Origin of the sequence: Microcoleus sp. CZ3-B2 (assembly GCF_036705055.1) — a bacterium.
Classification (GTDB): Bacteria; Cyanobacteriota; Cyanobacteriia; order Cyanobacteriales; family Microcoleaceae; genus Microcoleus.
Map to the genome: position 1 here is coordinate 22,226 of NZ_JAUBTN010000071.1, position 12,021 is coordinate 34,246.

A 12,021-nucleotide genomic window follows, 5' to 3' on the forward strand; every position below is an offset into this window, starting at 1 on the left:
ATATGCAAAAGCTAAGCGCTGAGCAATTGTTAGCTCAGTATTCTGAAGGCAAGCGAAATTTTGACGCAGTTGACCTAAGTGAACATAATCTATTCCAAGCAGATTTAGCAGAAATCAACCTTTCTGGTAGCGTTTTGAGGCGAACTTATTTGCCCTACGGAAATCTGACTCAAGCCAATCTTTGTCAAACACAGTTGCAGGATGCTGAATTGGGCGACATTCAGCTTTATCAAGCAAACTTGTCAGAAGCTAATTTGTCAGGAGCAAATTTATCAAGAGCTAATTTACGCCACGCTAATTTGCAAGGTGCTAATTTGCAGAAAGCTAATTTACAAGGTGCGGATTTGTACAATGCCGATTTGAGCAATGCCGATTTGAGATATGCTGATTTGAGCAGGACTAATTTGGAGAAAACCAAGTTAACTAAAGCTCAATTGGCTGGGTGCAACTTATTTCGATCGCGTTTGGCAGATTTGTCGGAAGCTGAGTGCGATCGCACTACAATCAGCCCCGAAGGATATTGATGACTCGCAGCGCTGCGGGCGATCGGCTTCATTAATCATGAAGCGTAGCTATCCCGAGCGGGAATCGCCCTTTTTAAAATTTATTAACATTTCTCGACACGGCGGAAAATGTGAGTTACAGTCGTAGAGAACTTATCGCTTTGCAACATTGACAATAACTAACACATTTTTTCAGTGGAAAATAAGATATAATTTATGAATTTTCCCGACAAAACAGCCAGAGAACTTCGGCACAAAAAACAAGATTTGCGGAGGCGCGAACAAGAAATTTGGCTCCGCGAACTAGAAGCCGAAATCGACCGCTCAGTGCCAGAACATCTAACGCGCAAGTACGAAGAATCCGACAGCCAAGTTAACGGCAAACTCAAACAGTGGCGCAGAAAAATCCTAGCCGTAGCTCAATTTACAGGCATTGTCATTGCTGTTGTCGTTGCAGTTCGCATCGCATCTTGGCTGGCAACTACGCTGATAGTTGGATTCATTGCTTTGAGCGCTTACAAAATGTTTATTGAAGAAGATATAAATTGAAAATTTACAGCCATAAAATATCAGGAAATACCCATGAACCTTAAAGTAGAAACCAGCAGTTTTCTCAACGATTTAGAGCGAGTAGCCGCCGTCCGCCGCGAAATTGCCGATCGCCTCAGCAACATCGCCACAGCCATCAACGAATCAGAATTAGCAGGAGCCGCAGCATCGGGAAAACTCGGTTTAGAAACAGAAAACGCCGACATCACTCTCGCCAGCAAAAACTTGCGCCAAGGAGTCTTTCGGCTGCTAGTTTTAGGCGACATGAAACGCGGCAAAAGCACTTTTCTCAATGCCTTGATCGGCGAAAACTTACTGCCCAGCGACGTAAATCCCTGTACGGCTTTGCTGACGATTTTGCGCTACGGTTCAGAAAAAAAAGTCACCGTTTATTTCAATGACGGCAAAAGTCCCAAACAGCTCGATTTTAAAAGTTTCAAACAGAACTACACAATTGACCCAGCAGAGGCAAAACGCCTAGAAGAAGAAAAAAAACCAGCGTTTCCCGATATCGACTGCGCCGTAGTAGAATATCCCTTACCTTTGTTAGAAAAAGGCATAGAAATAGTAGACAGTCCCGGCCTGAACGATACAGAGTCCCGCAACGAATTATCTCTCGGTTACATCAACAACTGCCACGCTATTTTGTTTGTACTCAGGGCAACTCAGCCTTGCACAATGGGTGAGAGACGCTATCTAGAAAATTACATCAAAAATCGCGGCTTGAGCATTTTCTTTCTGATCAATGCTTGGGATCAGGTGCGGGAAAGTTTGATTGACCCGGATGATCCTGAAGAAATGGCAGAAGCAGAAGGGAAATTGCAACGGGTTTTTAAAGCTAATTTGGCTGAATATTGTTTAACAGAAGGACACGATATTTACGAGGAGCGAGTGTTTCCAATTACCTCAATTAAGGCGCTCAGGTTGCGGATTAAAAACCCGGATGCGGATTTAGCAGGAACTGGTTTTCCCGAGTTTATGGCGGCACTGAATACGTTTTTGACGCAGGAAAGGGCGATTTCTGAACTGCGTCCGGCGAGGACTTTGGCGCGTCAAATTTCTGCTCGCGTCCGCGAAGCTGTTGGGCGGCGATTACCATTGCTCGATCGCGATGTCAATGAGTTGAAGGAAAAGATTAATTCAGTTGAGCCGGAGTTTAAAAAACTGACTCAGATTCGCGAAGAATTTCAACAAGAAATTATCGGAGTTAGAGATAGTAAATCGCGGGCGATCGCCGATTATTTCCGCATCTACGTTCTCAACTTAGAAAATACCTTTGAAACAGACTTTTTGCGGTATCAACCCGAGCTGAAATTTCTGGATTTCTTCAGCCAAGACAAGCGAGAAGCCTTTGAAGCATCGCTCAGACGAGCATTCGAGCAGTACATCAACGACAAACTAGCAGCTTGGACTCTCACGGCTGAACAAGAGATGAATTCAGCATTTTCGCAGCTATCGCAAAGTGCGGCAAATTACGGAGCATCTTACACGAAAGTGACTGAAAAAATCACCGAAAAACTGACCGGGCAAAAGATACCTGCAGCAGTCAGCAACTCAAACGAAGATAACTCGCCAGCTTGGGCAAAATGGGCGATGGGATTGTTTTCGTTAACGACAGGAAACCTGGCGGGCGTAGCAATGGCAGGAGCGGGTTTTGACTGGAAAAATATCCTGCTCAACTTAATTACTGTGTTGGGAGTCAGTACGATTTTTGCTGGTTTTACCGGGATTGTTTTGGGGCCGCTGTACTTGGCTTTGTTGGGGATGGGTGTTGGGGTTTTGCAGGCAGACGGAGCTCACAAACAGTTGGTGAAAGCAGCGAAAAAAGAGTTGGTGAAATATCTGCCGCAGGTTGCTCAGGAGCAGTGGCAGCCGATTCACGATGCTGTGAAAGAGTGTTTTGATGTTTACGGACGGGAAGTGGGCGATCGCATGAATGCTGATATTAATTCTCGGAAATCTGAGTTAGATAATTTGCTGGAACAAAAGGAATCTCGCGAGATTAATTGTCAGGCTGAATCTGAGCGTTTGAAAAAATTGGATGCTGATGTTTCTGCCGAGTCGCAGAGTATTGAATCGCTATATCAAGGTTTCCTAGCCTCCGCTAAATGAAAGAAAAAAACAATATGCAACAACCCGAAACTTATCAAGATTTAACTAACAATCTCAAATCAGCACTCGGTATTCTGGAACTCGACAAAAACTCCCAACTTTACCGAGATACCACCTCAATCTGCGACTATCTCGCCAAACCAACTTTTCAAATTGCTGTCTTTGGCCCGTTTAATTACGGCAAGTCAACTTTGCTGAATGCAATGCTTGGAAATCGTGCTTTGCCGATCGACCTCGTGCCCACTACAGGTGCTGCCATTTATGTCAACTACGGCGAGGAATTGCACGCAAAAATTACCCTGAAAGATGGCACGGAAGTTAGCGAACCGGGGACTGATGTGTTGAAACGCTACGCCATCCTTGACGACGCGAGACAAATGCGGGATGATGTGGCGGCAGTGAATGTTTACTGCCCCCATCCCTTCCTGAAAACGGGTGTGGAATTGCTGGATTTGCCGGGAACCAACGATCGCGAAGAACAGGATAATTTGGTTCGCGATAAATTGCTAACGGCTGATTTAGTTGTGCAGGTTTTAGATGCTCGCAAATTGATGACTTTAGGCGAACGAGAGAACTTAAGAGATTGGTTGAGCGATCGCCAAATCAACACTGTCGTCTTCGTTGCCAATTTTCTCAATCTACTCGAACCAGACGAGCAAAAACAAGTATACAATCGGTTGTTGTTTGTTGCCGAAAGTTTTCGCTCCAACTTGCCGAACAATATCAGCAATATCTACCGCGTCGATGCTTTGCCGGCTTTGAGGGCGAGGCTGAAAGGAGATGTGGCGGCCGCCCAAACTACAGGAATTGCCACGTTTGAATCGGCTTTGCAAAGTATTGTGGCAGCTCAACAGGAACAACTAGCAGTTAAGTTACCCAGAATTGAAGCCATAGCTACTAAGATTTGTCAATCTCTGCGAGCTAAGTCTGAAACTGTCACCGCCGAAATAGCCGCAGCTCAACAAAAGCACAAAAACAAAATTGAAATTAAACAAAAAGCCGAAAAACTGATATCAAAAGGCTTTCACGCCAGCGTTTCTGATTTCGAGATGTGGCTTTATCAGCCGACATTTTTGCAGCGATATCAATCGGAAATGGCGCTGTCGCTTCAGGAAGGGAGTTTTGATGCGTGGAATCTAAAATTTCAGCGAGAGGTCTTGAAGCAGCAGCAAACCATCGCAGAATGGGTAAATAAAGCTTGCGAATTCTTTGAGAAAGAACAGCCGATCGCACTTTTGATTTCCTTTCCCCCAGCCCCGCAAATCGTTTTACCGCAACCGCCGCCACCTCCACCTCAAAAGTCGAACGAGGGCGAAGTGGCTCCAGTGGCGATCGCAACGGGCTTAGGTTGGCTGTTGGGCGGGCCTGTGGGAGCCGCCGTAGTCGGCGGTGCTAGCTATATTTTGAATAAAAGAACTGGCTATGAAAAGCCGCCTGAGTCGTCAGAAGCTTATCTAAATCAAGTAAAGGAAATTTGCAGCGAGGCGGCTAAAAACTATCTCGCCCGCTTCAGCACCGATACTTTTTCCATGCTACAACACTACAAGGAAATCGCCGGAAAAGTTATCTGTTTTCAAGACAGCAAAGAACCGCTACAGACAAATATTCAGCAATACCAGATACAGTTAATCAATAATTTGTTAGAAAATATCGAATCCTGCCTTCAAATGACCAAATCTGTAATTAACGGCAAATGATCCGAACCGACGTTGCGGCCAGTACGAATCTTTAAAACACCAATTTCTTTGCTGACTAGAAAGTGATCGATCGGAATATAAGCCAGCGGCATAAAAGTCGGCCAAGTCGGTAAAATCCCAAAGCCCGATCGCGCATTTCGCAGGTTTCCGGTTTTTACCATATTTTTGTAAAATGGCGACCACATTGTGGTATTGAAATCCCCAACCACAATTAGCGGATTTTTGACTTGGGCTGCATACTCACCGATGGCTGCTAGCTGTTGGTTGCGATCGATAAAACTGTGGTGTTTGATCGGCACAGTCGGATGAGCAAGAATCAGAGAAATGATTTTACCTTGAAATTGAACATCCGCCAACAAGCTCTTTCTTTGCTTGGAAAAGGCTTTAACAGAGGGATTGTTTAAAGGCAGCTTGCTGTAGATGGCACTGCCAAATCTCTCAGATTCTTGTTGGTTGGAAGAGTAAGGAAAAATCTCGCTTAAAACTGCTAACTCTTTTGCCCAAACTGTGCTGACTTCGACAAAAACCGCGATATCAGGTTGTTCTGCTTTAACCAGCGATATCACCTCAGAATAGCGTCGGTTACTCGTTAAAACATTTGAATGCAAAATCCGCAAGTTGTGTGCGGGCGTTGCTCCTGCAAATGCTGGCGCTGGAAGGTACCAAGGAACAATTTCCGCCAAATTAACGATCGTGCAAAATGCGCTCACCAACAACCATCTTTTTTGGGAGCGCACCAGAGCGAAAAATATCAAAGTAGAGAAACCAACCAGCAGATATTGTACTTTAAAATGAGAACTCAATTCAAAAAAAATGTTAGTTATTCTCAAATAACCGACTATTGAAAATAGGGCATTTACACTTGCTGCGATAATAAACCATTTTAAAATTACGTGCTTCAAGCTAATAGTTTGGTTGTTGCTGCTGTACATCACCGCCCATTTGAGCTTGATTTTAAGGTCGTTAGTAATCGGCAATTTATCAATTTCTGTTACCAGTTGTTCTGGCGGGTGCAACTCTCGCCGCTTTTGATAAAATCTCACCACCAAGCCATCTACCACAAAATAACTCACAGAATTGGCAACAAATCCTGCAAATACCAACACACCTAAACCGATCAGCATACCAAAGGAACCGCCGACTTTGACCAAACCCGACCAAACGGCTGCATCACCTGTTTTTCCTGTAGCTAATATGGCGATAAAGAGCATTAAAGTCGGCAATCCGATAGTGATTGTGTTTCTGATTAATCTGTCCATTATACAATTTTATATTTTAGATTTTAGAGGGGAATGAATGATGCAATTTCTATAGTCAGCACTACGGACTGGTTGACTTAATAACGGCTTGAAAAAATAAATAGACTCCTTAATTCTCATATATTTCTAATGGTAAGTTGTCGGGGTCTCGGAAAAATGTAAACCTTTTTTCGGTAATTTCGTCAAGGCGAATTTCTTCTACTTCTACTTGTTGGGATTTTAAGTAAGCAACTGATGCTTCTATGTCCTCAACTGCAAAAGCTAAATGTCTCAAGCCACAGGCTTCAGGATTGTTAATTCTTTCAGGAGGATGGGAAAATGAGAAAAGCTCGATGGTGTCGCCATTTCCGACTCGCAAATCTAGTTTGTAAGAATTTCTCTCGGTTCGGAAAGTTTCTTTGATAATGGAACATCCCAATACTTCTACATAAAATTTCTTCGACGCTTCGTAATCCGAGCAAATAATCGCCACATGATGTATTGCCTTTATTTTCATCTGAAAAAAGTTAGTTAGTTGGGTTTTTCTGAGATGTTGCACCATTCGTGTGGAAGCTTTTATGAACAGGCTCTCCGGCCTGTTCCACAAAGAGTAAATTTTCTTGTGGAACAGGCCGGAGAGCCTGTTAAGCGAGAATAGTGCAAGATGTGAGGTTTTTTCAAATGCACAGCACGCTATTAACCAATTATATTTGACGATCGCAGACTCGGCGACAAACCCTGCGACATTCAGGGCGATCGACCTTTATTTTCCCCCGTCCAAATCTTAATTGAAAAATTTCTGCAAAAAAAAGCACCCTACTTGATAAGATGAGAGTTTTGCAGTCAATCACCCAATTTGCATCTCAGGAGACAAGCATTATGGCCCGTATGTATTACGACACCGACGCTAACCTAGACCTGTTAGCCAACAAAACAATTGCTATCATTGGCTACGGTTCCCAAGGACACGCCCACGCCCTCAACCTCAAAGACAGCGGTATGAATGTCGTTGTCGGTTTGTATCCCGGTAGCAAATCTGCAGCCAAAGCAACCGAGGCGGGTTTAACTGTTCACCCGGTAGACAAAGCCGCCGCCGCCGCTGACTTCATCATGATTTTATTACCCGATGAAGTTCAAAAAACTATTTACAAAGAACAAATCGAACCGAATCTTTCCGAAGGAAATGTTTTAGCATTTGCTCACGGTTTTAACATTCACTTCGGCCAAGTTGTGCCCCCAGCCAACGTAGACGTAGTAATGGTAGCCCCCAAGGGCCCCGGACATTTGGTGCGCCGGACTTACGAACAAGGGGAAGGTGTTCCGAGTTTGTTTGCAGTATATCAAGATGCTTCAGGTCAAGCGCGCGATCGCGCAATGGCCTATGCTAAAGGTATCGGCGGCACCAGAGCCGGCATCCTAGAAACCACTTTCCGCGAAGAAACAGAAACCGATCTTTTTGGCGAACAAGTAGTTTTGTGCGGCGGTTTGAGCGCCTTAATTAAAGCTGGATTTGAAACCTTAGTTGACGCTGGATATCAACCAGAATTAGCTTATTTTGAATGTTTGCACGAAGTTAAACTTATCGTTGACTTAGTAGTAGAAGGAGGCCTAGCCAAAATGCGCGACAGCATCTCCAATACCGCAGAATACGGCGATTTAACTCGCGGCCCCCGCATTGTCACCGATGACACCCGCGCCGAAATGCGGAAAATTCTCAGCGAAATTCAATCCGGCCAATTTGCTCGCGAATTCGTTCTCGAAAACCAAGCCGGCAAACCTGGTTTTACTTCCATGCGCCGTCAAGAAGCAGAGCATCCCATTGAAGAAGTTGGCAAAGATTTGCGAGCTATGTTTAGCTGGTTGAAAAAGCAAGCCTAATCGATTGTAAATTTTAGATTCTTCGGCTTTGCTCCGAACAAGTTTGAGATTTTAGATTGTTCGTTCAATCTAAAATCTGAACTGCTAACTAACCGTAGGATGCGGAGTAAAATTGCTCGTTGCTCGTTACCAGGCTCTGCCTGGTAATGCAGGTGCGGAGACTCTGCCTCTCTCTACCTTGTCGTTTTTGGAGAGAGAGGAGTGACAGATGTTTAAGTTATTGATTTTTAGTTTTTTACAAAAAAGTGGCTAGATATTGTTAAAGAAACCTGGTTTGTCGCTGGTAGCTCCAAACTATCTACTGGGAGTAGGACTTTTTTGCAATTTCTCAATCTGCTGTTCCCTTTGCTCGTTGAAATCTCTCGGTCTCAGCCAATTGGGCCACAACCCGACGAAGAAATTTCTACTGGCGACGCTGGTATCTCTTATCGGTTTGGGCAGAAAAGTTAAACTGTCACCGTAAAGGGTAAACAGGACTATAAACAAAAGCAACAGCGGAATAACATTTTTTTTAGGCATGGCAGTTTGGGAGTGGAGTTTGTGAAAGCGCTTTGTTATATTTTGCCCTGGTACGGACAAAATATATCAGCAACGGCTCAAGAAAAATAGACCTCAGCAGTTTCGGAGACGGCAATACCGTTTCCCCTACCCCAAAATAATCAATTTTCGTCGGTTAAAGATGTAACGATTCCGGGATTAATTGTAGGGAAATAGCGCGTGCAGTTTCCTGATGGTTCGACACTTCGGCGAGGTTTAGGTGCAACGTTTAACAGTTAACATCATTCCGAACCAACCGAAAACGATCTAACAAGTTATTAGCAAAAATCGAAGTGGTGGGAAATAGTTTGTGGGTGCATTTTTGTTAATTAGCTGACAAAAAAACATAAAACTAATCAAGTGACACGCGAGAGTGTGGAAGAGTAATCCCATATCTTAAATTGTTTTCATACACAGGGCATACCTCAATAAATATTAAAATATAGTGAGCATACATGGTGGAATTTTAGTGAATGATAGAAATCTACGTTAAATAATTGGTGACTGATAATTCAACCCTATATCTTTTACAATCCCCTCAAGCCTTGGCTTTTGATTTTTGATATTCCTAGCTTAAAAGCCGGATTTCTAGAACTATTAAATATGATGAATAAATGTTGTGGATATACAACATTAGACTCTGGATCGAGTTGGTATGCCGTTGTTTTATTTTATCCAGAGTGATGAAAGAGCGCTAGTTTCGGAGCGCGACGACTTTTCCTAGTTTCCGGCATCTGAGCGTAAATCCATCCCTCCTGTGTTTCAAAAATCCGTCTTTGTGCTGAAGCTACGGCCCTTTGGCGATCTAGAATATGTAAGTTAGTGCTTACATTAATTAAGATGAGTAGAACGAATCGAAGTGCAGCGGAAACGCGCGATCGCCTGTTGAAAGCGGCGATTGAAGTTTTCTCTACAGAAGGCTACGTTGGAGCGACAACTCGTGAAATTGCTCGTGTTGCAGATGTGAGTGAAGTCACTTTATTTCGCCGCTTTCAGAGCAAAGAGCAAGTGTTGAGTGCGGTTGCCCACCACATTACAGCATTGCGGACTGAGGCGTTGACGCATCAAGACGAATGGACTTATGACCTACGCCGCGATCTCCTGCATTATGCAAAGCTCCACGACGATATGTTGGAGGAGTACGAAGCTCTATTTCGGATGTTTATTGGTGAAGCTCACCGGCATCCGACAGAAGCACTGGAGGTGCTTCAGCAATCATTTTTACCGCTGCGTGAAAAACTAATTTCCTATCTACAAACCTGTGTTCAACGCGGCAGTGTTTGTCCGAATGTTGACCTGTCACTGGCAGTGGATCAATTGACTGGAATGCTGCTGTCTGGTATGATTCGCCGCCATGTTTTTCAAGTAAACCGGGGCTACAGCCGTAAGCAATACATCGAAGGGTGCGTGGATTTATTTGTGCGGGGAGTCAGCACAGCAGCGTCTTCTGTAAGTCGTACTCCGTCTCCAGAATGAAGACTCCTGACAATTTTCCTATGAATTTGGCATTTTCCGATTGAAGCACCCTAACCCGTTGCGGTGGTGGGAAGCACCAGCCTCGCGTGCGATCGCAGAAGTAGAGACGAAAGATGGAACGCCCTCAAATACAGAGTCAATCAACTGAACCAGATTCTATGGATATTCGGGCTTTTACCGATTTGGAAGAGTCTGAGCCTCAAGACCAACAATACGCTCAACAAAATGCTCAACAAAAGCGAGCAAAACCATTAAAAAAATTGAAACAATCTACCTATGATGCAGCCGGGTACGTGCAGGGACCGCTCAAGTGGGCGATCGCCCTGACGGCTTCTCTGGGAGCCATTCTAGAAGTCATTGATACCAGCATTGTGAACGTTGCTTTAACAGATATGCAGGCGACATTAGGCGCAACCGTGACCGAAATTGCTTGGGTCGTAACGGGTTACGCGATCGCCAACGTTGTGATGATTCCGCTCTCTGCTTGGTTGGGAGACTTCTTCGGCAAGAAAACCTACTTTGTCTTTTCCATGATCGGGTTCACAGCCGCCTCGATGTTATGCGGTTTATCCATCAACCTGCCGGTGCTAGTGGTAGCTCGAATTCTTCAAGGCTTCTGCGGAGGCGGACTGTTGGCAAAAGCGCAAGCGATTCTGTTTGAAACTTTTCCCCCTGCGGAACAGGGGTTAGCGCAGTCGGTGTTTGGAGTTGGGGTGATTGCAGGTCCGGCTATTGGTCCCACCCTAGGCGGCTATCTGACCGATACGTTAGGCTGGCGCTGGATTTTCTTTATCAATTTGCCCGTCGGCATTGTGGCTGTCATCATGGCGATCGTGTTCCTTCGACCAGACTTGAAGAAACACGGACGGAGCCAGCAGAAAGTGGACTGGACAGGAATTGTACTGCTGTGTATTGCGGTAGGTAGCTTGCAATCATTTTTGGAAGAAGGGGAAAAAGAAAACTGGTTTGAATCCGGTTTCATTACGCTCCTGGCGTTTGTGGCGGTTATAGGACTGTTTCTGTTCATCTGGCGAGAACTCAGCACAAAAGCACCAGCAGTTGACTTGCGGGTGCTGCGGCATAAATCCCTGGCAGCCGGTAGCCTTTACTCTGGTATTTTGGGCATGGGGCTGTACGGAGCCTTGTTTGCTATACCGCTGTTTGCTCAAGGCGTGCTGAAATTTTCGGCAATGCAAACCGGATTTCTACTCGCTCCTGGAGCTTTAGCGTCCGCCATCATAATGGTTTTACTGGGCAAAATTTCGACTAAGGTGGATGCCCGCATTTTAATTGCGCTGGGAGCCTGTGGAACGGCAGCCGTCATGTTCGAGCTGGCAAAAATCACGCCCCAAACCGGAACTGATAATTTGTTTTGGCCCCTAATCTGGCGCGGTGCAACTACGGTTTTGATGTTCCTGCCCCTAAGTTTGGCAACATTGGGTTCCATCCCCAAAGAAGATGTATCCGCTGGCTCGGGCTTCTATAACTTGACTCGTCAGCTCGGCGGTAGTATTGGCATTGCCATTCTGACCGCATTGCTGGCTCAACGAGAGGCTTTTCATCGAGCCATTTTGTTGGCCAAGTTAACGCCTTACGAGCCAGAAACAACGGAGCGGCTCAGTGCACTCATTGGTTTGTTTGAGAGTCGCGGTTCTGATGCCGCAACCGCCGAACAACAAGCCCTCGCCGCGCTCTCCCAATTAGTCAATACGCAGGCAGCCGTTCTATCCTACGCAGACATTTTTCGCTTTGTCGGCATTGTCTTTCTCTGTTCGCTGCCATTGCTGCTGTTTCTCGGTAAGGGAGGCGCTGGAGCTAAAGTACCTGCTGCTCACTAATTGCTTGATTTTAAGCAAAGTGCTGTATCAATTCCACTTGTACCGTCAGGTGATTGTTGATTGTTGATTGTTGATTGTTGACTGTTGACTGTTGACTGTTGACTGTTAGTTGTTAGTTGTTAGTTGTTAGTTGTTAGTTGTTATTGGGAATTGAGAATTGGAAATGGGGAATTCGTAGCAAGTAACCAATAAC

10 protein-coding genes are annotated in these 12,021 nt (G+C 45.0%); 7 read left to right on the forward strand and 3 right to left on the reverse strand.

All coding sequences use genetic code 11. The features are described 5' to 3' along the window. Nucleotides 1-2 precede the first annotated feature (2 nt). The 4 genes from QUA97_RS24055 to QUA97_RS24070 all read left to right on the forward strand — a co-directional run bounded on the left by QUA97_RS24055 (nucleotide 3) and on the right by QUA97_RS24070 (nucleotide 4,861). Nucleotides 3-524, forward strand: coding sequence for a pentapeptide repeat-containing protein (locus tag QUA97_RS24055; RefSeq protein ID WP_194066117.1), 522 nt, complete (start codon nucleotides 3-5; stop codon nucleotides 522-524). Between the two features lie 195 nt (nucleotides 525-719). Then, nucleotides 720-1,052, forward strand: a complete 333-nt coding sequence (locus QUA97_RS24060; RefSeq protein ID WP_333196572.1) for a hypothetical protein — start codon at nucleotides 720-722, stop codon at nucleotides 1,050-1,052. A gap of 33 nt (nucleotides 1,053-1,085) precedes the next feature. Beyond that, the gene (locus QUA97_RS24065) at nucleotides 1,086-3,164 is read left to right on the forward strand and encodes a dynamin family protein (RefSeq protein ID WP_333196574.1); all 2,079 of its coding nucleotides are present in this window, start codon (nucleotides 1,086-1,088) and stop codon (nucleotides 3,162-3,164) included. Continuing rightward, the gene (locus QUA97_RS24070) at nucleotides 3,161-4,861 is read left to right on the forward strand and encodes a dynamin family protein (protein ID WP_333196576.1); all 1,701 of its coding nucleotides are present in this window, start codon (nucleotides 3,161-3,163) and stop codon (nucleotides 4,859-4,861) included. Before QUA97_RS24065 ends, QUA97_RS24070 begins: the two co-directional genes overlap by 4 nt. On the opposite strand, the gene QUA97_RS24075 is transcribed toward QUA97_RS24070, so the two are convergent. After that, nucleotides 4,828-6,120 (reverse strand): endonuclease/exonuclease/phosphatase family protein, encoded by a 1,293-nt coding sequence (locus tag QUA97_RS24075; RefSeq protein WP_333196578.1) that lies wholly within the window; start codon nucleotides 6,118-6,120, stop codon nucleotides 4,828-4,830. The genes QUA97_RS24070 and QUA97_RS24075 overlap by 34 nt on opposite strands. 109 nt (nucleotides 6,121-6,229) lie before the next feature. Beyond that, a complete protein-coding gene (gene gloA2, locus QUA97_RS24080; protein ID WP_333196581.1) occupies nucleotides 6,230-6,616 on the reverse strand; it encodes an SMU1112c/YaeR family gloxylase I-like metalloprotein in 387 nt (128 codons plus the stop codon). Between the two features lie 311 nt (nucleotides 6,617-6,927). Here gloA2 and ilvC point away from each other — a divergent pair, with 311 nt between their 5' ends. Then, the gene (ilvC, locus tag QUA97_RS24085) at nucleotides 6,928-7,977 is read left to right on the forward strand and encodes a ketol-acid reductoisomerase (protein WP_194066123.1); all 1,050 of its coding nucleotides are present in this window, start codon (nucleotides 6,928-6,930) and stop codon (nucleotides 7,975-7,977) included. A 294-nt stretch (nucleotides 7,978-8,271) separates the two neighbouring features. Here the strand turns inward: ilvC and QUA97_RS24090 are convergent, their stop codons facing one another. Next, nucleotides 8,272-8,496, reverse strand: a complete 225-nt coding sequence (locus QUA97_RS24090; RefSeq protein WP_194066124.1) for a hypothetical protein — start codon at nucleotides 8,494-8,496, stop codon at nucleotides 8,272-8,274. 858 nt (nucleotides 8,497-9,354) lie between these two features. On the opposite strand from QUA97_RS24090, the gene QUA97_RS24095 reads away from it, so the two are divergent. Continuing rightward, nucleotides 9,355-9,990 carry a TetR/AcrR family transcriptional regulator gene (locus QUA97_RS24095; RefSeq protein WP_333196587.1) on the forward strand — a complete coding sequence of 212 codons (636 nt, stop codon included), beginning with the start codon at nucleotides 9,355-9,357 and terminating at the stop codon, nucleotides 9,988-9,990. Between the two features lie 113 nt (nucleotides 9,991-10,103). Next, nucleotides 10,104-11,828 (forward strand): DHA2 family efflux MFS transporter permease subunit, encoded by a 1,725-nt coding sequence (locus QUA97_RS24100; protein WP_333196589.1) that lies wholly within the window; start codon nucleotides 10,104-10,106, stop codon nucleotides 11,826-11,828. The last annotated feature ends 193 nt before the right edge of the window (nucleotides 11,829-12,021 follow it).

Bases quoted from the DNA above. Each gene is read 5' to 3' on its own strand.
- QUA97_RS24065 (WP_333196574.1), top strand. From the start codon at position 1,086: ATGAACCTTAAAGTAGAAACCAGCAGTTTTCTCAACGATTTAGAGCGA.
- QUA97_RS24075 (WP_333196578.1), bottom strand. From the start codon at position 6,120: ATGGACAGATTAATCAGAAACACAATCACTATCGGATTGCCGACTTTA.
- QUA97_RS24095 (WP_333196587.1), top strand. From the start codon at position 9,355: ATGAGTAGAACGAATCGAAGTGCAGCGGAAACGCGCGATCGCCTGTTG.
- QUA97_RS24055 (WP_194066117.1), top strand. From the start codon at position 3: ATGCAAAAGCTAAGCGCTGAGCAATTGTTAGCTCAGTATTCTGAAGGC.
- ilvC (WP_194066123.1), top strand. From the start codon at position 6,928: ATGAGAGTTTTGCAGTCAATCACCCAATTTGCATCTCAGGAGACAAGC.
- QUA97_RS24100 (WP_333196589.1), top strand. From the start codon at position 10,104: ATGGAACGCCCTCAAATACAGAGTCAATCAACTGAACCAGATTCTATG.
- QUA97_RS24090 (WP_194066124.1), bottom strand. From the start codon at position 8,496: ATGCCTAAAAAAAATGTTATTCCGCTGTTGCTTTTGTTTATAGTCCTG.
- QUA97_RS24070 (WP_333196576.1), top strand. From the start codon at position 3,161: ATGAAAGAAAAAAACAATATGCAACAACCCGAAACTTATCAAGATTTA.
- gloA2 (WP_333196581.1), bottom strand. From the start codon at position 6,616: ATGAAAATAAAGGCAATACATCATGTGGCGATTATTTGCTCGGATTAC.
- QUA97_RS24060 (WP_333196572.1), top strand. From the start codon at position 720: ATGAATTTTCCCGACAAAACAGCCAGAGAACTTCGGCACAAAAAACAA.